21 protein-coding genes are annotated in these 21,998 nt (G+C 58.9%); 14 read left to right on the top strand and 7 right to left on the bottom strand.

Annotation, left to right across the window (positions count from 1 at the left end; all coding sequences use genetic code 11):
• Positions 1–36 precede the first annotated feature (36 nt).
• Together BMS17_RS17375 and BMS17_RS17370 are read left to right on the top strand one after the other, a co-directional pair.
• A complete protein-coding gene (locus tag BMS17_RS17375) occupies positions 37–963 on the top strand; it encodes a TIR domain-containing protein (protein WP_175648974.1) in 927 nt (308 codons plus the stop codon).
• A 538-nt stretch (positions 964–1,501) separates the two neighbouring features.
• On the top strand, positions 1,502–1,813 hold the full coding sequence (locus tag BMS17_RS17370) for a DUF3077 domain-containing protein (RefSeq protein WP_077431302.1): 312 nt from the start codon (positions 1,502–1,504) through the stop codon (positions 1,811–1,813).
• A gap of 155 nt (positions 1,814–1,968) precedes the next feature.
• Here the strand turns inward: BMS17_RS17370 and BMS17_RS17365 are convergent, their stop codons facing one another.
• Positions 1,969–2,337: a PH domain-containing protein gene (locus tag BMS17_RS17365; RefSeq protein ID WP_077431301.1), complete on the bottom strand. Its 369-nt coding sequence runs from the start codon at positions 2,335–2,337 to the stop codon at positions 1,969–1,971.
• A gap of 12 nt (positions 2,338–2,349) precedes the next feature.
• A complete protein-coding gene (locus BMS17_RS17360; RefSeq protein ID WP_077431300.1) occupies positions 2,350–2,802 on the bottom strand; it encodes a hypothetical protein in 453 nt (150 codons plus the stop codon).
• A gap of 374 nt (positions 2,803–3,176) precedes the next feature.
• On the opposite strand from BMS17_RS17360, the gene BMS17_RS17355 reads away from it, so the two are divergent.
• The 7 genes from BMS17_RS17355 (at position 3,177) to BMS17_RS17325 (ending at position 11,470) form a co-directional block, all read left to right on the top strand.
• Positions 3,177–3,653, top strand: coding sequence for a formate dehydrogenase subunit gamma (locus tag BMS17_RS17355; protein WP_077431299.1), 477 nt, complete (start codon positions 3,177–3,179; stop codon positions 3,651–3,653).
• Positions 3,650–5,212: an NADH-quinone oxidoreductase subunit NuoF gene (locus BMS17_RS17350; protein ID WP_077431298.1), complete on the top strand. Its 1,563-nt coding sequence runs from the start codon at positions 3,650–3,652 to the stop codon at positions 5,210–5,212. Before BMS17_RS17355 ends, BMS17_RS17350 begins: the two co-directional genes overlap by 4 nt.
• The gene (gene fdhF, locus BMS17_RS17345) at positions 5,209–8,097 is read left to right on the top strand and encodes a formate dehydrogenase subunit alpha (RefSeq protein WP_077431297.1); all 2,889 of its coding nucleotides are present in this window, start codon (positions 5,209–5,211) and stop codon (positions 8,095–8,097) included. Before BMS17_RS17350 ends, fdhF begins: the two co-directional genes overlap by 4 nt.
• On the top strand, positions 8,094–8,315 hold the full coding sequence (locus BMS17_RS17340) for a formate dehydrogenase subunit delta (protein ID WP_077431296.1): 222 nt from the start codon (positions 8,094–8,096) through the stop codon (positions 8,313–8,315). Before fdhF ends, BMS17_RS17340 begins: the two co-directional genes overlap by 4 nt.
• 229 nt (positions 8,316–8,544) lie before the next feature.
• Positions 8,545–8,910, top strand: a complete 366-nt coding sequence (locus tag BMS17_RS17335; protein ID WP_077431295.1) for a hypothetical protein — start codon at positions 8,545–8,547, stop codon at positions 8,908–8,910.
• 128 nt (positions 8,911–9,038) lie between these two features.
• On the top strand, positions 9,039–10,961 hold the full coding sequence (locus BMS17_RS17330; RefSeq protein ID WP_077431294.1) for an alkaline phosphatase D family protein: 1,923 nt from the start codon (positions 9,039–9,041) through the stop codon (positions 10,959–10,961).
• Positions 10,962–10,975: 14 nt separating this feature from the next.
• A complete protein-coding gene (locus tag BMS17_RS17325) occupies positions 10,976–11,470 on the top strand; it encodes an adenylate kinase (protein WP_077431293.1) in 495 nt (164 codons plus the stop codon).
• A 251-nt stretch (positions 11,471–11,721) separates the two neighbouring features.
• Here BMS17_RS17325 and BMS17_RS17320 read toward each other — a convergent pair whose 3' ends face one another.
• A complete protein-coding gene (locus tag BMS17_RS17320; RefSeq protein WP_046026658.1) occupies positions 11,722–12,897 on the bottom strand; it encodes an aspartate aminotransferase family protein in 1,176 nt (391 codons plus the stop codon).
• Positions 12,898–12,999: 102 nt separating this feature from the next.
• Between BMS17_RS17320 and BMS17_RS17315 the strand changes: the two genes are divergently transcribed.
• Positions 13,000–13,905, top strand: a complete 906-nt coding sequence (locus BMS17_RS17315) for a LysR family transcriptional regulator (protein ID WP_077431292.1) — start codon at positions 13,000–13,002, stop codon at positions 13,903–13,905.
• 74 nt (positions 13,906–13,979) lie between these two features.
• Complete coding sequence (locus tag BMS17_RS17310; RefSeq protein WP_046026660.1) at positions 13,980–14,993, top strand: sensor domain-containing diguanylate cyclase; 1,014 nt, start codon at positions 13,980–13,982, stop codon at positions 14,991–14,993.
• Positions 14,994–15,012: 19 nt separating this feature from the next.
• Here BMS17_RS17310 and msrA read toward each other — a convergent pair whose 3' ends face one another.
• The 3 genes from msrA to msrB are packed head-to-tail and all read right to left on the bottom strand — an operon-like array spanning position 15,013 to position 18,074.
• A complete protein-coding gene (msrA, locus tag BMS17_RS17305; RefSeq protein WP_077431291.1) occupies positions 15,013–15,717 on the bottom strand; it encodes a peptide-methionine (S)-S-oxide reductase MsrA in 705 nt (234 codons plus the stop codon).
• 31 nt (positions 15,718–15,748) lie between these two features.
• Positions 15,749–17,512, bottom strand: coding sequence for a cytochrome c biogenesis protein DipZ (locus tag BMS17_RS17300; protein ID WP_077431290.1), 1,764 nt, complete (start codon positions 17,510–17,512; stop codon positions 15,749–15,751).
• A gap of 43 nt (positions 17,513–17,555) precedes the next feature.
• A complete protein-coding gene (msrB, locus tag BMS17_RS17295) occupies positions 17,556–18,074 on the bottom strand; it encodes a peptide-methionine (R)-S-oxide reductase MsrB (protein ID WP_046026663.1) in 519 nt (172 codons plus the stop codon).
• Between the two features lie 151 nt (positions 18,075–18,225).
• Between msrB and BMS17_RS17290 the strand changes: the two genes are divergently transcribed.
• From BMS17_RS17290 to BMS17_RS17280, 3 genes are all read left to right on the top strand, one after another.
• A complete protein-coding gene (locus tag BMS17_RS17290; protein ID WP_046026664.1) occupies positions 18,226–18,942 on the top strand; it encodes a response regulator transcription factor in 717 nt (238 codons plus the stop codon).
• Positions 18,939–20,456 carry a HAMP domain-containing sensor histidine kinase gene (locus tag BMS17_RS17285; protein WP_077431289.1) on the top strand — a complete coding sequence of 506 codons (1,518 nt, stop codon included), beginning with the start codon at positions 18,939–18,941 and terminating at the stop codon, positions 20,454–20,456. Before BMS17_RS17290 ends, BMS17_RS17285 begins: the two co-directional genes overlap by 4 nt.
• A 154-nt stretch (positions 20,457–20,610) precedes the next feature.
• Complete coding sequence (locus BMS17_RS17280) at positions 20,611–21,315, top strand: hypothetical protein (protein WP_077431288.1); 705 nt, start codon at positions 20,611–20,613, stop codon at positions 21,313–21,315.
• Positions 21,316–21,378: 63 nt separating this feature from the next.
• Here BMS17_RS17280 and BMS17_RS17275 read toward each other — a convergent pair whose 3' ends face one another.
• Entirely contained in the window at positions 21,379–21,879 is a 501-nt protein-coding gene (locus tag BMS17_RS17275; protein WP_046026667.1) for a RidA family protein, read from the bottom strand.
• Positions 21,880–21,998: the final 119 nt, after the last annotated feature.

The following is a 21,998-nucleotide window of genomic DNA, read 5'->3' as shown; positions in this document are numbered from 1 at the left end:
CCCCTTTACTCTTTTACTTTCCAATAGGAAGTCATTTTGGATATTTTCATAAGTTGGTCAGGATCTTTAAGCAAAAAAATTGCCGAGGCAATAAGAGAGTGGATCCCATGTGTGGTGCAGGCAGCAAAGCCTTATTACACCCCTGACGATATCGCAAAAGGTCAGCGTTGGAGCACTGAAATAGCCACAAAACTAGAACAGGCTCAAGTCGGAATATTCATACTTACACCTGAAAACATCAGTGCGCCGTGGATAATGTTTGAAGCCGGTGCAATCTCAAAAAATATAGGGTCAGCAAGTGTTTGCCCCATACTATTTAACGTATCACCAACAGACATACAGGGCCCTCTATTACAGTTTCAATGCTCACTATTTTCAAATACTGAATTTTACAAGTTAATTCAGGTCATCAATCAAAAACTTGGTGATAGCTGTTTGGACGACACAACCCTAAAGAACTCATTTAACAAATGGTGGCCTGATCTGGAGGAGAAAATAGCTACAATCCAGTTTCCCTCTACTGAAAATCGCACTACAAATTCGGAACCACCATCCAGCAAACGCTCGGAGAGAGACATTTTAGAAGAAATACTAAGACTGTCTAGAAGGTCCGCCTTTTCCCATGCAAGGGCACCAGAGGAAAATAGCTCAATATTTAACAACTCGAGAAAAGCCGTAACATTTGATTATGAGCGCGGCAAAGTATCTTTTTGGGATAGTCGAACTGAAGTTTATGAGTTTGCAATTGATCGGCTCTCAAGTGGCGCCGAAGTGCTGGATTGGTTTTTTCAAGTAAATGACAAGCGCTGGTGTACACCGCAACACCTTAAGGAATTCCTAGACTGTATAGAGGAAATTACGGATCTCTACTTTAATGAAAATGCTCAAGGTGTTTTTTGTCCGGGAGGGATAAACAAACAAATAGACTGGGAGTCCACCTTACTTATGAAAAACTCAGATTGATGCTTACGGTGTATTTAGTGTCACAAACACACCTGAATGGCCCCTTCTGGCCGAGAGCGGACTACGAGCGTAGCGGCTGCCACACGCGCAACGAACAAAACAAGGACAGAACACATTTTTCGTCTCGGGTAGTTTGGGATCGAGGCCTTTGAAGGTTGCAGGAAAAGGATCTGCACGATACCCTCCCACCGTCGCTGCCAATTCAGCGACCGGGTGTGGTAACCCGAGTTATTCAAGGCGCAACAGCGCCCCAGACACGTCATCAGGCGCTTTTTTTATGCCTGCGGCGTGAGTCATGGCGGCTGTGCGTGGGACGCCTTCGGGCGTGCCGGTTTCCTTGATACCCGGTTTACCACCCTGCGCACAGCTGTCACCCATTCGTGTGGTAACGAATCTGGCAGCTCCATATATCAAGGAGTCTGATAATGCGCAGCATCAATCCGTACAAAATTTGGCTTTTCCCTCAACACGACTCCCAGTTGCGTAACGCCCCACTGTCCGTCCTCTCCCACCGCCTCTCCATCTTCGGAGGTGGCCAATGACCGATCAATCTGAGCTGAAAACCATTGGCCTAACACCTGCCATTTACTGCGCAGACCAACCGCTTTTCCACGTCACTCGCGGCGTTCCCCTAGGCGATGCATTGGCCATGGCTTCTGACTTTCTGTTTCTCGCCAAGAAGCTGAATGAAGATGCGGCGTACGCCACGGACACCGACCGTCATGCCTGGGCTGCGCATTATTTGACGGCGATGAGTAAGGCGGTGGTTGATGATGCGGTGAAGGTGCTTAGGCGGGGTCGGGGTTCTGCGGCGGCGGCTGAGCGGGCGGCGGATTCGTCTGAGGGGTAGTGGTTGGAAAATGGGGAGTGGGCTGCTTGATGGCGGCGGTAGGGTCAGCATTGATGGTGGCTGGTCTGGCGCTTTCGCGAGCAGGCTCGCTCCCACATTGGATGTGTATTAAGTCAGTTGGGGCCCCGAGTTTTTCGGGGCTTTTTCGTGTTGGGTCAGAGGACGTGTTGGGAGATCAGTTTTGAGATTTCTACCATGGATGTCCTGCCGGTGAATTCGAACTTCACTTTTCCCAGTGACGAGAAATAGATCTCCAATTCGGAATCCAGGTCGAACGTGCCGGACGTTTCCACCGAGTACGCCACGATGTTTTTATACGGCAGCGAGGTGAAGTCTTTTTTGCTGCCGGTGAGGCCCTGCACGTTGACGGCGATGATGCGTTTGTTGGTGAACACCACGCCGTCGCGCATGGATTTGTAGGCGTCGATGACCTGTTCCCCTTCCAGCAGCAGCGCGCTGACGCGTTCGGCGTATTCTTCGTTTTGCTTGAGTTTGAAGAATCCCTTGTTGTTGAAATCAATCATGTGTCGCTCCTGTTATTCAATCTGTATCGGTCCTTTGGTCCCGGCATCGCTGTCCGTCCAGTAGTCCTGATTCTGCAGGCTTCGATCGCCCTGGAGGGTGAAGAGGATTTTGCCCTGGCGAAACTGTAGCGTGCCGTCGGTACGCTTGGCGTTGACCGGTTTGCCGTTGACCCACACCTGTTCCTTGGCATCGATGCGGACGGTGGCGACGGTTGCGCCGGCATCGTTCTTGGCCACCCATTGCCCGACGTAGGGGGTTGGGGTGCTTGAGCTGTCCGCGGCGGGGTTGCTGAAGCCGGCCTTGGCGTTTTCTGCCTTGCTCTTGTGGATATCGCAGCCTTGGGTTTCGCTGACCTGGGTGCAGCCGGATTGCTCCAGTTGTTTGCGGTATGTGTCGTTGATGGCGTAGGCCGGGGATTGCGCCGCGATCAGGATGACCAGCGCAGGCAGGATGAGTCGGTTCATGAGTGCTCCTTTGCGATCTCGTCGGACGGCATCGTACGGTTACTGTAGCGGGCGAGTGGGCCGCGCTTGTGCCACAAAACATTTCAGACAATGCGCGCCTTGGTCAGTGCTCTTCTAGACTTAACGGGTAGTCGTAGAAAGAACCAAACACGTCGCTTTGGTGCAGTCGATTCAATACCAGCGTGGCAAGCTCCCTCAATGCCCTATAAAAGGTGCGGCAAAGACCGCGCCGGGCACAACAAGATGCCCGCTCAGGGTGCCCTGGCCAACGGCCTGACAATGCCACGATACCGTGACGTGGTGTGAATGCCGCAGCCGACACTTTCGGACGACCGACAACCGCCAGGTTTGTCCGTGACCGTGAGGAATGCTGTATGCCTGATGAGATGTTGCAATTGCCTATGGTCAACAGCGTGCTGGAGCGCCACAAGGGCTCTGCGGGTGCACTGTTGCCGATCCTTCATGAGATTCAGGCCGGTATCGGTTACATCCCCGATGCCGCCATCCCCGAGATTGCCCACGCCCTCAATCAGAGTCAGGCCGAGATTCGCGGCGTGATCAGCTTTTACCATGACTTCCGCACCGCGCCGCCGGCCCGGCATATCCTGCGTCTGTGCCGGGCGGAATCGTGCAAGAGTCGTGGTGCCGAGCAGTTGGCCGCGCAGTTGCGTGAACGTCTGCAACTGGACGACCACGGCAGCAGCGCCGATGGCAGCATCAGTTTGCGTCCGGTGTATTGCCTGGGTGCCTGCGCTTGTTCGCCGGCGCTTGAGCTGGATGGCCGGGTGCATGCGCGGCTCAGCGCTGAGCGTCTGGATGCTTTGCTTGATGCTTGCCGGGAGGACGCATGATGCCGGCTTTCTATCTGCCCCGTGATTCGCTGGCCCGTGCCGTGGGTGCCGAAGAGGTTGCGGCGGCCCTTATTACCCATGCCCGGGGACGCGTTGTGCCTCTGGAGTTGCAACGCACCAGCTCTCGCGGCCTGTACTGGCTGGAACCCTTGCTGGAAGTGGACACCCCGCAAGGCCGTATCGGCTTCGGCCCGCTGACCGCTAGCGATGTGCCGTCGGTGCTCGATGCGCTGCAAGGCGCCCCGTCCTCGCACCCACTGGCCTTGGGCCTGGTGGAAGAATTGCCGTATCTGAAGTCTCAACAACGCCTGTTGTTCGCCCGCGCCGGTATCACCCGGCCGCTGTCGCTGGACGACTACCGCGCCCACGGCGGTTTCGAAGGTTTAACAAGGGCCGTCACGATTGGCGGCGATGAAACCGCGACTGCGGTGTTCGATTCAGGCCTGCGTGGCCGTGGGGGCGCAGCCTTCCCCGCCGGGATCAAATGGCGCACGGTGCGCGCTACCGAGGCGGCGCAAAAGTACATCGTGTGCAACGCCGACGAAGGCGACTCCGGCACTTTCGCCGACCGCATGTTGATGGAAGGCGACCCCTTCCTGCTGATCGAAGGCATGGCCATTGCCGGCATCACCGTCGGCGCCAACTACGGCTACATCTATGTGCGTTCGGAATATCCACAGGCCATCGCCACGTTAAATGGGGCGCTGGAGATTGCCCGGACTAACGGTTACCTCGGCGCCAACGTCGGCGGGAGTGGCTTGGCCTTCGATATGGAAGTGCGTGTCGGGGCCGGCGCTTACATCTGCGGTGAGGAAACCGCGCTGCTGGACTCGCTCGAAGGCAAACGCGGGATCGTCCGCGCCAAGCCACCGATTCCTGCGCTGAAGGGGCTGTTCGGCCTGCCGACGCTGGTGCACAACGTGCTGACCCTGGCTTCGGTGCCGCTGATTCTGGCCAAGGGTGCGCAGTTCTATCGCGATTACGGCATGGGCCGTTCCCTCGGCACGATGCCTTTTCAACTGGCGGGCAATATTCGGCGTGGCGGTCTGGTGGAACGGGCCTTCGGCTTGACCCTGCGCGAACTGGTGGAAGACTACGGCGGCGGCACCGCCAGCGGTCGACCGCTGAAAGCCGCACAAGTCGGCGGCCCGCTCGGCGCATGGGTGCCGCCGTCGCAATTCGACACGCCACTGGATTACGAAGCGTTCGCCGGCATCGGCGCGATGCTCGGTCACGGTGGCGTGGTGGTGGCTGACGACACGTTGGACATGGCCCACATGGCGCGCTTCGCCATGCAGTTCTGCGCCGAGGAATCCTGTGGCAAATGCACGCCATGCCGCATCGGTTCGACCCGTGGCGTCGAGGTGATCGACCGTCTGCTGGCCGCACCAGACCAGAACGGTCGCGATGAGCAGGTGATCATCCTCAAGGACCTGTGCGACACCCTGCAATACGGTTCGCTGTGCGCCTTGGGCGGCATGGTTTCCTTTCCGGTCGCCAGCGCCCTCAAGTACTTCCCCGCCGACTTCGGTCTGCAATCTTCGGAGGCCGACCAATGATCACTCTCTTCGACCCGAACACCGATATCGATCTGGGCACCCCGGCCCGCGACAGTCAGGTGCAAGTCACCCTGAACATCGACGGCCGCAGCATCAGCGTGCCCGAAGGCACTTCGGTGATGCGCGCCGCTGCGCTGATGGGCACTACGATTCCGAAACTGTGCGCCACCGACAGCCTCGAAGCCTTCGGCTCTTGCCGCATGTGTCTGGTAGAAATCGACGGCATGCGCGGTTACCCGGCGTCCTGCACCACGCCGGTCAGCGAAGGCATGAGCGTGCACACCCAGACGCCGAAACTCGCGACGCTGCGGCGCAACGTCATGGAGTTGTACATCTCCGATCACCCGCTGGACTGCCTGACCTGCTCGGCCAACGGCAACTGCGAGCTGCAAACCGTCGCCGGCCAGGTCGGCCTGCGGGAAGTGCGTTACGGCTATGAAGGCGAGAACCATTTGGCCGACGTGAAGGACACGTCCAACCCCTACTTCGACTACGACCCGAGCAAGTGCATCGTCTGCAACCGCTGCGTGCGCGCCTGCGAAGAAACCCAGGGCACGTTTGCCCTGACCATTACCGGGCGCGGCTTCGAATCCCGTGTCTCCGCTGCCGGTGGCGATAACTTCCTCGACTCGGAATGCGTGTCCTGCGGCGCCTGCGTGCAAGCCTGCCCGACCGCGACCCTGATGGAAAAAAGCGTGGTCGAACTGGGTCAGCCTGAACGCAGCGTGATCACCACGTGTGCCTATTGCGGCGTGGGTTGCTCGTTCCGCGCCGAGATGAAAGGCGACCAACTGGTGCGCATGGTTCCCGACAAAAACGGACAAGCCAACCACGGCCACTCTTGTGTCAAAGGGCGCTTTGCCTGGGGCTATGCGACCCACCCGGATCGCATCACCAAACCGATGATCCGCCAGAACATCAACGACCCTTGGCAGGAAGTCAGCTGGGATGAAGCGGTGACTTACGCCGCCAGCGAATTCCGCCGGCTCCAGCAAAAATACGGCCGCGACTCCATTGGTGGTATCACCTCCAGCCGCTGCACCAACGAAGAAACCTATCTGGTGCAAAAACTGGTGCGCGCCGCGTTCGGCAACAACAACGTCGACACCTGTGCACGGGTCTGCCACTCGCCGACTGGCTATGGCCTGAAACAAACCCTGGGCGAGTCCGCCGGCACCCAGAGTTTCGACTCGGTGATGCAGGCCGACGTGATTCTGGTGATGGGCGCCAACCCCAGCGACGCCCACCCGGTGTTCGCCTCCCAGCTCAAACGTCGCCTGCGTGAAGGCGCGCGGCTGATTGTCATCGATCCGCGACGCATTGATCTGGTGGACTCGGTGCATGCCCGCGCTGAATATCATTTGGCCCTGCGCCCGGGCACCAACGTCGCGATGCTCAACGCGCTGGCCCACGTCATCGTCACTGAAGGCCTGCTCGATCAGGCGTTTATCGACGCTCGTTGCGAGGGCAACGATTTCGCCCGCTGGAGCGAGTTCGTCAGCCGTGCGGAAAACTCTCCGGAAGTGCTGGCCGCCATCTGCGGCGTAGACGCTGCCGACATCCGCGCCGCCGCTCGTCTGTATGCCACCGGCGGCAACGCGGCGATCTACTACGGCCTCGGCGTCACCGAACACAGCCAGGGCAGCACCGCTGTCATGGGCATCGCCAACCTGGCCATGGCCACCGGCAACATCGGCCGCGAAGGCGTGGGCGTGAACCCGCTGCGTGGACAAAATAATGTGCAAGGTTCCTGCGACATGGGCTCCTTCCCCCACGAGTTGCCCGGCTACCGGCACATCTCCAACGAGGTGGTACGCGCGCAGTTCGAACAGGCGTGGAACGTCACGCTGCAACCCGATCCGGGCCTGCGTATTCCGAACATGTTCGAGTCCGCGCTGGCTGGCAGTTTCAAGGGCTTGTATTGCCAGGGCGAGGACATCGCCCAGAGCGACCCGAATACCCAGCACGTCACCGCGGCCCTGTCGGCCATGGAATGCGTGGTGGTGCAGGACATTTTCCTCAACGAAACGGCCAAGTTCGCCCACGTATTCCTGCCGGGCGCTTCGTTCCTGGAGAAGGACGGCACGTTCACCAACGCCGAGCGGCGCATTTCGCGGGTACGCAAGGTCATGGATCCCCTGGGCGGCAAAGCCGACTGGGAAGGAACGGTGGCTCTGGCCAACGCCTTGGGTTACCCGATGAACTACAAACATCCATCAGAAATCATGGATGAAATCGCCAGCCTGACGCCGACCTTCACCAACGTCAGCTACGTCGAACTGGATCGCCATGGCAGCCTGCAATGGCCATGCAACGCGGCGGCACCGGACGGCACGCCGACCATGCACATCGAGGAATTCGTGCGCGGCAAGGGGCGCTTCATGCTCACCGGTTATGTGCCCACCGAGGAGAAGGTCAACAGTCGCTATCCGCTGTTGCTGACCACCGGGCGCATCCTCAGCCAGTACAACGTTGGCGCCCAGACCCGGCGTACCGAAAACGTCGCCTGGCACGACGAAGACCGCCTGGAAATCCACCCGACCGACGCCGAGAGCCGTGGCATCAACGAGGGTGACTGGGTCGGCATCGGCAGCCGTGCCGGGCAGACCGTCCTGCGTGCGCGGGTCACCGAACGGGTCGCACCGGGCGTGGTGTACACCACGTTCCACTTCCCTGAATCGGGGGCCAACGTCATCACCACCGACAACTCTGACTGGGCCACCAACTGTCCGGAGTACAAGGTTACCGCCGTGGAGGTCAGCCGCGTCTACCACCCTTCGGAGTGGCAAAAACGCTATCAGGCGTTCAGCGATGAACAACAGCGGTTGCTCACCGAACGCCGCCAGGCACGCACCGCCGGAACAACCGCCGAGGTGCGCCGATGAGCACTGAAAACCTGATCAAAATGGCCAACCAGATCGCCCAGTACTTCGCCACCGAACCCGACCAGCAAGCGGCCGTGCTCGGCGTGCGCAATCACATTCAGATGTACTGGACGCCCGGCATGCGCAAGGAATTGCTGGCCTGGCAGACGGAGCATCAGGGGGCAGACATGCACCCATTGGCGCAGGCAGCCGTCAGTGGGGCGGGCTGGGAGGCTTAGGTTCTCTCGAATGACCCCTTGTCCTGTGAAGACAGGGCAAGGGGCGTTCCAGTGATTTTCAAGCCGAGCATTCGAGGGCATGCGCACCCTGACTGACAGACTCAAGTCACGATCTTTCGATCTTTCCTTTCTGTACAAACTTCCAGTTTGATATCTTCCCGCCGTCCAACACTGTGGATTGTGGCCTTAACGCCATCACCTCACGTGATCAACAAACAAGGAAGACTCAATGATATTCATCGCCCTCTTGGTGTTCTTCGCTGCGTCAGCGGGGATCTGGTTTTGGATCGTTAGAAACCGTGGCAGCTTCAATCTGTGGTTTGCCAACATGGCCGGGGCCTTGGCCAGTTTCATCGTCGGGATCATCGTGCTGATTTTTATCGGCGCCGAACCACAGGCAGCACGAGGACCGGCCTACTTTCTCTATTCGTTCATGGCGATCATCGGCGCTTTCGTCGGGACATGGCTGTTGGTTATCAACCGACTCAAGCGGGAGGAGTCCCAGGTCCGGAATCATTTGATCGCCGGATCGTGCAGCCTGCTGGCGGCATTCATCACGTTAGTGGTGTGGGCAGTGATCTTTCCTGCCAAGTGATTACCCCCCTGCCCCGCCACCTTTCCAAGACACATCCGGTGAGGTTTTAAGCCTTTAGCCATCAGACAACCCCGACCGCTGGCTGCGCTATCATCACGTGCTCTGCGCGCCAAGAGTCCTGAATCTGCATGCCCATGTCTTCGCCACTCCCCGACAGCCATCACGCCCTGCCACCGGTCCTTGTCGGCCCGCTGTTGCGGCGCCTGGAGCCCACACGCCTGGTGTTGTGGCTGGTGGGTTCCCGGGCGCTGGAGCTGACCTTGCGCTTGCAGGGTGTCGGCGATATCCGCCTCGATGGCGGGCAATGCACGGTGATCGCGGTCGGCAAGCATGCCTTTGTGCACCTGGTCGATGTGCCGCTGGACACCGCCCTGCCCTGCGACACGTTGATTGAATATGACCTGCTGATCGATGGCGTTGAATCCGGCATCGCCGATTGGGCGCCGCACCTGTTGTACGGCGATGCCCGTTGCCCGAACTTCGTGCTGCGTTCCCGGGTTGATCAACTGCTGCATGGCTCTTGCCGAAAACCTCATCACCCGGCCATTGATGGCCTGCTCTGCGTCGACCAGTTGTTGGCGACGGAACACGATGCGTTGCAGAGGCCGGCACTGCTGATGATGACCGGCGATCAGGTCTACGCCGATGATGTCGCCGGGCCGATGCTGCGAGCGATTCACGCCTTGATCGAGCGCCTGGGCCTGTTCGATGAACACCTCGAAGGCGCCGTGGTCAGCGACAGCGCCAGGCTCTACGAACACCCGGCCAGTTACTACCACCGTGAGGATCTGCTACCGGCGCTTGAGAGCAATGAGACCCTGCGCGAGCGTTTTTTCGGTGGCGCACGCAAGCCGATTTTCACCAGCAGCAGCGCCGACAATCACCTGGTGACGTTCGCAGAAGTCATGGCCATGTACCTGCTGGTCTGGTCGCCGATTCCCTGGACCCTGATCGCCCCGCAACCGCCCGCGCTGACACCAGAAAGACGCAAGCGCTATGCCCTTGAACAAACCCGCATCGATGACTTCAAGTCCGGCCTGGGCCGTGCCGCGCGGGCCATGGCGCACCTGCCGTGCCTGATGATTTTCGACGACCACGACATTACCGACGACTGGAACCTTAGCGCGCAATGGGAGGAAACGGCCTACGGCCATCCGTTCTCCAAGCGCATCATCGGCAACGCCTTGATCGCCTACATGCTGTGCCAGGGCTGGGGCAACAACCCGCAGGCGTTTGGCGATGTGCTGGAAAAAACCCGTCTGCTCGGCACCACCGGAGGCGATCGTTACCTCGACAGTGCGCTGCAGGATGACTTGATCGATGCGCTGTTGCGTTTTCAGCAGTGGCATTACGTGCTGCCCACCACGCCTGCGCTGGTCGTGATAGACACCCGCACCCGTCGTTGGCGCAGCGAGATGAATCTCAAGCAACCCTCGGGCCTGCTGGACTGGGAAGCGCTCAGTGAACTGCAACAGGAATTACTGGATCATCCGTCGGCGATCATCGTGTCACCGGCGCCGATCTTCGGCGTCAAACTGATCGAAACCGTGCAAAAAGCCTTTAGCTGGTGCGGTTTTCCACTGCTGGTGGACGCCGAAAACTGGATGGCTCATCGCGGCGCAGCCCAAGTGATCTTGAACATTTTCCGACACTCGCGCACACCGGGTAACTACGTGGTGCTGTCCGGCGATGTGCATTATTCCTTCGTCTACGAAGTATTGATCCGACACCGCAAGGCGGGGCCGAAAATCTGGCAGATCACCAGCAGCGGCATCAAAAACGAATTTCCGCCCACCCTGCTCGAATGGTTCGACCGCCTCAATCGCTGGCTCTATTCGCCGCGCTCGCCACTGAACTGGCTGACCAAACGTCGGCGCATGCGCATCGTCCCGTATACCCCCGAACACGCAGAAGCTGGCGAACGGCTATGGAACTCGGCAGGCATCGGCCAAGTGTTCTTCAATGAGAAAGGACAACCCCAGGATATTTATCAGCACAACTCAAACGGCTCGCCCAAGACCCGGATGGTTGCGCCTGAACATGACGACTGAAACGGCGAGTCACCATGAACCTCACCCGAACGCTGATCATCGGCAACTCTGGCTCAGGCAAAAGCTGGCTGGCTAAACGATTGGCCAAACACCTCAAGGTGCCATGGATCGATCTCGATCGGATTCACTGGGTGTCGGACGAACACAGCATTGCCCGCCCGGGTGCCGCAGTATTGGGCATGGCGCGGATCGCGGCCAGTGAAGAACGCTGGGTAATCGAGGGTGTTTACGGCTGGATCATCAGCGAACTTGTCCACCGAGCGACGGCGCTAATCTGGTTGTGTGTCGATGACGAATATTGCGTCGCCAATATTCGCCAGCGAGAAGAACACAACGACGAGCGACTGATCTCGTTATTGGAGTGGGCCGCAAACTACCATCGCCGTGAAGACTCGAGCGGGCTCGGCGCGCACCGGCGATTGTTTCAAGGGTTTGGAGGTACAAAAATCAAACTCGAGGATCGCGGTGAAATTACGGCGTTTATAGATCGCTTGTTACGGCCTGAGTAATTACTGCACTGCGGGGGAGTCCCCAAGCTGAGGTGATGGCAGGCCGGGATGGCGCGTTGTTCGGATGGGGACTACACCGCTCACTGATCTCACTGATCTCACTACCGAACAGTGAATTCAGTCCACTTTTTGATCGTTCCCACGCTCTGCGTGGGAATGCAACCAGGGACGCTCCGCGTTCCCGAAAGCGTGACGCAGAGCGTCACAAGAGGCATTCCCACGCAGAGCGTGGAAACGATCGGGAACGTATGTCAGGCAATGGTCACGGCCCGACATACGCCTCTGACAATCATCTCCACCTCCCGCTCATCAATCGTCAGCGGCGGCAGCAGGCGAATGGTCTTGCCCCGTGTCACGTTGATCAGCAAACCGTGATCCCGCGCGGCGATCAAGGTCAGGTCGCGGATCGGCTGCTTGAGTTCGATGCCGATCATCAAGCCTTGACCACGGATGGCCAGGACGTTCGGATTGTCTGCCAATTCGCTGCGTAATCTGGCGAGCAGACGTTCGCCCTGAAGACTCGCGTTCTCCAGCAGACCTTGTTCTTCGATGATGTCCAGCACTGTACATCCGACACGACAGGCCAACGGATTACCGCCGAAGGTGCTGCCGTGGCTGCCCGGAGTGAACAAGTCAGCGGCTTTACCCCGGGCAAGGCAGGCGCCGATGGGGACGCCGTTGCCGAGGCCTTTGGCCAGGGTCATGACGTCCGGGACAATGCCTTCATGCTGGAACGCGAACCATTGACCGGTGCGGCCGATACCGGTCTGGATCTCGTCGAGCATCATCAGCCATGAGTGCCTGTTGCAGAGCTCGCGCACCGCTTTGAGATAACCGCGTGGTGCCAACTGGACGCCGCTTTCGCCCTGGATCGGCTCCATCAGGATGGCCACGATTCTTTGGCCGTGGGCTTGATGCACCTTATCCAAAGCGCCGAGATCACCGAAGGGCACTTTGACAAAATCCCCCGGCAACTCGTTGAAACCCAGGCGCACGGCCGGGCCATCGCTGGCAGATAACGTGCCCAGCGTGCGGCCATGAAAAGCGTTCTCCATGACCACCACCAGGGGTTGCTCGACCCCTTTGTGCCAACCGTGAAGCCGCGCGAGTTTCAGTGCGGTTTCATTGGCTTCGGCGCCGGAGTTGTTGAAGAACGCCCGATCCATACCCGCCAGCGTCGTCAACCTTTGCGCCAGGCGCTGTTGCCAGTCGATGCTGTAGAGGTTCGATGTGTGCAACAGCAAACCGGCCTGCTCGCTGATCGCTGACACAATGCGCGGATGGGAGTGGCCAACGTTGGTCACCGCCACTCCCGCCACTGCGTCCAGGTATTCACGACCGGCCTCATCCCACAGGCGTGTTCCCAGCCCTTTGCTGAAACTCAAGGCCAGCGGTTGGTAAGTGCTCATCAGGCAGGCGGCGGTCATGACATCAAGCTCCATCAATGGTCGGTGTTTTTACAGTATGGTTAGCCACCTGAGCTGGATAAACGCTGTAACACTTCAATCATCTTAAAGCCGGGCTTGATAATGGATCTGTTCCAGGCAATGACGGTTTACGTAAAAGTGGTGGAAGCCGGCAGCATGACCGCCGCCGCGCAGCAGTGCGAAATGTCCACAACCATGGTCGGCAATCACCTTCGCGCATTGGAACAACGCCTGGGGGTGCGCCTGCTCAACCGTACAACACGGCGCCAGCGCCTGACAGAATTCGGCTCCGCTTACTACCAGCGCTGTCTGGAAGTACTCGGGCTGGTGGCTGACTCCGAACGCCTGGCCGAACAGAGCCAGGACGCGCCGAGTGGGACCCTGCGCATTACGGCGCCACTGACGTTCGGCACGGAAAGGCTCGCTCCGGCGCTCAGTGAGTTCTCGCTGCAATGTCCGCAAGTCAAACTGGATGTGGTGCTCACCAACGGGCGCCCCGATCTACTCGAGAACAGCCTAGATGTGGCGTTTCGCTTGGGCGCAATCGAGCCGTCCAACCTGATCGCCCGCCCGCTGATCGACTACACCCTGACCATGTGCGCGTCTCCCGAATACCTGGCGCGCCGCGGGATACCGCAAATGCCCGAAGACCTGCAACATCACGCCTGTTTGTCCTTTGCTTACCCGGTCGGGGACGACTGGCAATCGGTCGAAAAACAATGGCGCCTGAGTGGGCCGGAAGGTGAAGTGATGGTGGCTGTCAGCGGCCCGATGCTGATCAATAGTTCGGCGGGGTTGCATCAGGCGGCTCGAACCGGGATGGGCATCGTGATGCTGCCCGATGCATTGGTAGAACAAGATTTGCTCAACGGAAAACTGGTAGCACTGATGCAGAACTACCGGCTGCCGAGCCGGCCAATGCACCTGGTATACGCCCAGGATCGCTACCGTTTACCGAAACTACGCCACTTCGTCGACTTTGCCATGCAGTTATGGGGCAAACACTAGCGGGGGCAACGTGCCATGCACTAATCTCGATGCCAGGCGAATCAATTGATATCTGTGCGTCAGGGAGAGCGGTGATGGGGGAAGCGTCGAATATCAAGCCGTTGAAGTTCAATGCGTCAGATTTTAGCGAAGACCTGCTGCACACCATTCTGGAATTGGTCAGCGACGGTATTTGGGACTGGAACGCCAACACCGGCTTTGTCTACCGCAATCCCGGTTGGTACAAGATGCTCGGCTACGAGCCTCATTCCCTGGACAACACGGCGTTGACTTGGGAAAACCTCATTCACCCTGACGACTACCCCGCGGTCATGGCCGTGTTTGATGATTACGTGCAACAGCGCGCGCCCACCTACCAGGCCGAATATCGTTGCCGCATGCTGGACGGCAGTTACACCTGGATCGAAGACCGCGGTTATGTGCTGTCCCGCAATGCTGACGGTTCCGTGGCGCGCATGATCGGCGCGCACCGCAGCATCGACGACAAACGTCGCCTGCTTGAAGCATTGGAACGACGCACTCACTCCCTTGAAGCGACAGTTGAAGAGCGCACCCGGGAATTGTCTCGGGTCAATCAGCAGCTTCAGATCCAACTCGAAGAAAACCGCAAACTGGCGGAAACCGACACGCTGACATCCATCGCCAATCGCTACCTGATGGAAAAAGCCCTGCCTCTGGAATGCGAACGAGCCCAGCGCTTTCGCAGACCGCTGTCCCTGATCGCCATGGACATCGACGACTTCAAGATCATCAACGATCACTACGGCCATGCCCTGGGTGATGCGGCATTGGTGCAGGTGGTCGAGGGCGTGAAGCTCTGCGTACGCGAAGGTGATCTGCTGGCGCGGTGGGGAGGTGACGAGTTCATCATCATCCTTCCCGATACCTCGTTGGCTGAAGCCAGACTTCTCGCCGAGAAAATCCGCGACGGATTGTCGAGCCTGCCACCCGTGGGCGAGTTTCAAGTATCCATGAGTTTTGGCGTGGTCCAGCGCTTTGACGAAGAGCAACAGACCGGGTTGCTGGCCAGGGCCGATCAGGCGCTTTATCGGTCGAAGGTGGCGGGCAAGAATGTGATTTCGGGGTGAAACCAACCCCACGTCGATTTTACATTCCAGCCTTCACCAACACCGGTTTCTCCTGGTACCGGTCCGGGTACAGCTGCTTCAACTGCGCCACTTTCGGTAGATCGTTGATCACGATGTACGGATAGCTCGGGTGCTCGGTCAAAAAGTCTTGATGCTCCTCTTCTGCCGGGTAAAAACCGTTGTAGGTTTCCAGCCTGGTCACAATGGGTTTGTTGAACAAATGGGTGGCGTCGAGCTGGGCAATGTAGGCCTGGGCGATGCGTTGCTGTTCGGTGTTTTCAGTGAAAATCGCCGACCGGTATTGAGTGCCGCTGTCGGGACCTTGGCGATTCAGTTCGGTGGGGTTGTGGGCCACCGAAAAATAGATCTGTAGCAGCGTGCCATAACTGACCTGAGCCGGATCGAACGTGACTTCGACGGATTCCGCATGGCCGGTGTCGCCCTCGCTGACCCGTTCATATCGGGCGGTGCTGGCCGCGCCGCCGGCGTAACCGGAGACGGCTTGCTTCACACCTTTGACATGTTGAAACACACCTTGGACGCCCCAAAAACATCCGCCGGCAAACACCACCTTTTCACTGTGGGCCTGGGTTGTTTCATCCAGGGCCGGCGGGGGAATGATGACCGCGTCTTCGGCACCGAACGAGAAGGCCGAGCACTGACTGATGATGCCGGCAGCAGCCATCCCCAACAGGGTGCGGCGCCAGGTGATCAGGGTTTTCATGGGACATGACTCCTAGACAAACGAAATGGCTTCAACCGAACGTAAACGCGTAGGCCGACACGCCGGGATCGAGAAACTCGATGCTGAACGTGCGGTCCGTCACGCCGCCGCTCTGGCGCACCAATTGATACAAGCGTTGTTCTTTCACAGTGCCGCTGCCGTCGGGCGCCACATCGGTGCCGTGGGCATCGCCGGGGGCTTTTCCGTCAATCAGCACTTTGAATCGCACTGGTTTTCCGTCGGCAGCAGGGCCCAGCACCAAGTGCAAATCGCGAGCGTGGAAGCGATAGACGATGCGACTGGCGGGGGCGCTGGAAATCGCCCGTTCGGAACCGACATTCCATTTTCCGTCCAGGCTCCAGTCATTGAGGGCCAATTCAGCGGGTGGGGTGTAGGCGGCGACTTTGTCCGGCACAAGGCTGGTCTCGGGAACGAAATGCTCCGCACGCTGGAAACCGACATAGGTTTCCGGTGATTGCACTTCCTTCATGTCCGGCGCGAGCTGAACCCCAGTCGCATCAGCGTTGATCAGGCCATCCGCGACCTTCACCGCTCCCGCTTCACGCAGCAGCTGCTGGATGACCCTCTCCGATTCGACGTACTCGCCTTCACCAAAGTGGTGATAGCGAATGCGCCCCTGAGCATCTGCAAAATAATGGGCCGGCCAGTACTCGTTGTTGAAGGCACGCCAGATCTTGTAGTCGTTATCGATGGCAACCGGGTAGTTGATGCCGAGGTCTTTCATGGCTTTGGTGACATTGCCAACATCCCGTTCAAAGGCGAATTCAGGTGCGTGAACACCGATCACCACCAAACCCTGATCGCGATATTTCTCGGCCCAGGCTTTCACATACGGCAACGTGCGCAGGCAGTTGATGCAGGAGTAGGTCCAGAAATCCACCAGCACGACTTTGCCCTTCAAGGCCTGCGCCGTGAGAGGTGGGGAATTGAGCCACTGCACTGCACCATCCAGTGCAGGAAGGTTGCCTTCAATCGGCAAGGCACCGGAGGCCTTGTCACTCACTTTCACCGTGTCACCGGCGGCCATCATCGCCCCGCTGTTGTTCGGGGATTTGCCGGCCAATCGCCCCACCAATGCCTGTTCGATTCCACCGGTGGACGCGGTCGAAACCCGCGCCAGAATGCCGGTATCCAACCCCAGGGCAATCGCGGCAACCCCCGCCAGCATCGCGGCCCCCAGACCGCGCCGAACCCATTCGCCTGCGCCAATCGAACGTTTCATCGCTGCGAAGACTTTACCGCCCAGCAGCAGCGCCACAGCGAGGGAAGTGGCGGCACCGGCCGCGTAAGCCAGCAGTAGCAATGTGGTTTCGATGCTTGCCCCTTGCAGCGCCGCGCCTGTCAGCAACAGCCCCAGAATAGGTCCGGCGCAAGGCGCCCAGAGCAGGCCCGTGGCAACGCCGATCAGGAAGGAAGCGCCGGGGCGTGGCCGGGCATCGGCGCCGGCGGCCTCCGATAGTCGGCTGCCGGCCGCCACCAGGGGCCGTGTCAGTCGCTCGGCCAGTCGGGGCAGCATCAGCGTCAACCCGAACAGTGCTACGAACAGCAACGCGAGCCAGCGACCGTACTGATTGAGTTGCACCACCCAACCGCCACCCACCGCCGCCAACGTGGCGACCAGCGCGAAGGTCAGCGCCATCCCCGCCAATAGCGGCAAGCCACTTTTCATAAACGGCTGCCCGGTTCGAGCGAAGACAAAGGGCAGCACCGGCAGGATGCAGGGGCTGACGATTGTCAGTACACCACCGAGATAAGCGAGAACCAAAAGCCACATAGCGTCGACCTGCACCAGGTGAATGAAAAGAAATGCCCACGGATCAAGCCACCCGTGGCTTGAAGGTCAGCGCCAGGCCGTTCATGCAATAACGCAGACCGGTGGGTTTGGGCCCGTCGTCGAAGACATGCCCCAGATGACCGCCGCATCGCCGGCAGTGAACCTCTTCGCGCAGCACACCAAAGGATCGGTCCTGACGAGTGGCCACCGCTTTGTCCAGCGGTGCCCAGAAACTGGGCCAGCCGGTGCGGCTGTCAAACTTGGTGTCGGATGAGAACAGCGGCAAATCACACGCTGCACAAGCAAAAACACCTGCGCGATGTTCATTGTTCAATGGGCTGCTGTAGGCCCGCTCCGTGCCCTCTTCACGCAAAATCTCGTACTGCTCGTCGCTGAGCAGGGCGTGCCATTCGCTGTCGCTGTGGGTCACCTCGAATACCTCCGCCGCGCCGGCATCACTGACCAGTGCAGTGCTGGCGGCAAATTTTGGCAACACACCGATCACCAACGCTGCAGCCCCCAGCCCGCCGCCCGCTACAAGAAACTGTCGCCGTGAAAACATGGCCTTCTCCAAAATTCCAGGTGCCTGATAGGGAACACAGCCTAGGCTTGGGTTGATCGCCAAATCCTCACGAGGAGTTAAACAATTCGTGATAACTCAGGCTGAGGAAAACCCGCACAATGTGCCCATTCGCGACAAAGGATTGAGCTTTATGGAACAGACCAAACGCGTCCTGGTGGTCGAGGACGACCTGCACATCGCCGACCTGATTTGCCTGCATCTTCGCGATGAGCAGTTCGAAGTGGTGCACTGCGCCGACGGTGATGAAGGCATGCGCCTGTTGCAGCAAGGAAGCTGGGACGCCTTGATCCTCGACCTGATGCTGCCGGGTGTCGACGGCCTGGAAATCTGCCGTCGTGCGCGGGCGATGGCCCGCTACACCCCGATCATCATCACCAGTGCGCGCTCCAGCGAAGTACACCGGATCCTGGGCCTGGAACTCGGCGCTGACGATTACCTTGCCAAGCCCTTTTCGATGCTGGAACTGGTCGCCCGGGTCAAGGCGCTGCTGCGTCGGGTAGACGCCATGGCCCGCAACCTGAAAATGGACTCGGGCAGCCTGATGACGGACGGCCTGTCCATCGACCCGATCACCCGCGAGGTTTCGCTCGACGGGCGGCGCCTGGACCTCACACCACGGGAGTTCGACCTGCTCTACTTCTTCGCCCGCCAGCCGGGCAAGGTGTTCTCGCGCATGGACTTGCTCAATGCGGTATGGGGTTACAGCCATGAGGGCTACGAACATACGGTGAACACCCACATCAACCGTCTGCGGGCCAAGATCGAAGCTGACCCGGCGCAACCTGTGCGCATCCTCACGGTGTGGGGGCGCGGTTACAAATTCGCGGTCAAGGAGGAACAGCCATGAGGCTGACCCTGACACAACGCCTGTCCCTGGTGTTCGCGATTCTGTTGCTGGTGTGCTGTGGCACATCGGCGTGGATGCAAGTGCGCGCCAATCAAATGCATGAACTGGAAGTGGTCCAGGGACTGTCGCGCGATCTGGCGCAACACATCGCCCATGACACCGTACTGATGGATGCTGGCGGCCTGATGCCCAATGCCGTTCGCGAATTGTTCAGCAAACTCATGCAGGTCAATCCCAGCGTCGAGGTCTATCTGCTGGACTCCGAGGGCAAGATTGTCGGCAGCGCCGCCCCCGAAGGGCGGATACATCGGGAACGGATCGACCTTGGGCCGATCCAGCGCTTGCTCAAGGGTGACGCCCTGCCGATTCTCGGCGATGACCCGCGCAGCGTCGATGGACGCAAAGTCTTCAGCGCCGCGCCATTGCGGGTCAACGGTCAGCCCGCCGGTTATCTCTATGTGGTACTGCTCAGCGAAGAACACGACCGCTTCGCCGAACGCGGCGCCACCAGTGCCGCGCTCAATACCGCCCTGTGGTCCATCGGTCTGGTCGCGTTGTTGTGCCTGATCGCCGGTCTCACGGCATTTGCCCTGATTACCCGACCGTTGCGCCGCTTGACCGAAAGAGTCAGTCAGTTCGACATCGATGGTGTTCCCTCCACACCACCGACCGCGGAACCGCTAGGGAAAGCGGCCAGTCACGATGAAATTGCCGTACTGGACGCAGCCTTCCGGCAAATGCAAACCCGCCTGAGTGAACAGTGGCGCTCACTGACTCGCCAGGATCAGGAGCGTCGCGAACTGGTGGCAAACATTTCCCACGACCTGCGAACACCGTTGGCCTCGCTGCACGGATACCTGGAAACCCTGACGCTCAAAGACGCCACGTTATCCCCCGCCGACCGCCGTCGCTATCTGGGCATCGCCCTGGATCAAAGTCGAAAAGTGGGTGGCCTGGCGCAATCGCTGCTCGAACTGGTCAGACTGGAGCACGGTTTCGTACAACCGGTGCTGGAACGCTTCTCCATGACCGATCTGGTGCAGGACATCTTCCAGAAATTCGAGCTGACCGCCGAAGCACGTCAAATTGAGCTGAAGGCAACCTTTGCCCCCAACGTGTCCTCCGCCTGCGCCGACCTGGGATTGATCGAGCGGGTGTTGACCAACCTGTTCGACAACGCCCTGCGCAATACCCCTCAAGGTGGAGAAGTCGAATTGAGCCTGCGCCCACAAGGGCCGTTTATCGAAGTCACCGTCAGCGACACCGGCCCCGGCATCGCACCACAGTTGCGCGAAGGGCTGTTCCTGCGTCCCTTCAACATTGGCGGTGCACGGCGCGATGGCGGGCTGGGGCTGCGTATCGTGCATCGGATCCTGCAATTGCATGGTCGCGAGATCCAGCTGATCGATCTGCCCGGACGAGGCGCGACCTTTCGCTTCTCCTTGCCGGTGGATCAGCAAACGGCAGAGCAATGGGCGGTTCGCTCGATGAATCTCAATTCAACCGGGACCTAGTCGGCGGTACACATTCAGGTAACGGCTCGCAAAAATGACGACCAGTTGCCTGTTCACCCGTGACAACGCTGCCACGGTCCAATAGATTAGTCGGCCTGAAAAGGCCCTGTGCTTTCTCGCCTCAATTCAAGTTAAAAGAAGTAGTGAAATTTCAATGTCCGATTCCAACACCGCTGAATCCGTAGTCACCTTGTCGTCCAAAGCGGAATACGAAAACTCCATCAATCTTTCACAGCATGTGCCACAGGCCAAGACCATCAGCGAGATGGTCCTGGACGCTTTTCAGTCCACCCGGGAAAGCGACCAGATCCGCGAGCTGCGCGCCGCGATTCGCCAGGCACATGACAGCTTCGACGACGATAAAGCCTATGAGCTGATGGGCGAACTCAAGCAACTCAAGGACGCGGAAGCGGCCGACATCGCCGCTCTCGAAGATCTGAGCAGCAAATTCCCGATCAGCCGGATTCTCTCCAGCTTCAAGGATGACCCGGCGTTTCAGGAGATCGTCTACGGTCTGGCGCTGAAAGTGCTGAACCAGACTCACCAGGCTATCAGCAACCCGAGCAGTGGCAAAAGCAAAGTGGCTCGCGCCAAGAAAGATCTCGAAGTGTTCACCATCAGCAAGGACGGCATAAACGTCACCCTGCCGCTGCGCACCCCGCGTTCAAGCCTGAACGTTGACCGCAAAGCGCTGGAGTTCCTCGGCTTCACCTTCGTCGGCGAAGGTGAAGACGCAGTGATTGAAAGCGAGACGTTCCTCGATAACACCGGCGTCGAACAAGCGGTCAACCGCAAGAACATCATCACCGCACTGCAGCAGCAAACCGCGTTCGCCGGCTACAGCATCGCCGCGCAGTAACTCAGCCGGGCAAACGCCAGCGACCGAAAAGCCCTGCCCTTGAAGCAGGGCTTTTTATTGCACTCAGGATGACGGAGCTGACGAATGCAGCGCCACCATCATGTCCACTTCTACCGGCGCGTTTTTCGGCAGCTGATAAACACCGACGGTCGTACGGGTGTGTTTACCGGCATCGCCCAGTACATGCGTAAAGACATCCGATGCGCCATTGGCCACGTCACTGAGATCGACAAAATCAAAGGTGGATTTCACATAGACCGTTATGCGAAGCAGCGCCTTTATGTGCTCCAGTGAACCGATGGCGGCGTAAATCAGCGCCAGCCCACGTATCGCACTGATACTCGCCGCTTCTTGAGCATCTGCCAGGTTGAGCTCCAGCCCCACCCTGCCAGGGTATTGAATTTTGCCGTTCATTCGCGGCACCAGCCCGCTGATGTACAGTTCATCTTCATGTCGAATCAGCGGCGCGTAATGTCCGCCAGCAGCGTTCTCGTCGTAGATATCAAAACCCAGTTCTTTTGCCAGGGCGACGAAGCGTTCGTCGCGAGTCAATTGCTTAATCATCTACCGAACCTTCTTCATCAAGAGAGCGAAAAGCGCAGTTGATGGTAGGCATCAGACACTTGTCTTGTTCAGGGTAAGTTCGTATAGAATCCAACGAACTTTACTGCCAGGGAGACCAG

The sequence above is a fragment of the Pseudomonas sp. C9 genome (genome assembly GCF_002000165.1).
GTDB lineage: Bacteria > Pseudomonadota > Gammaproteobacteria > Pseudomonadales > Pseudomonadaceae > Aquipseudomonas.
This window is presented reverse-complemented; position numbering and strand designations above follow the sequence as displayed.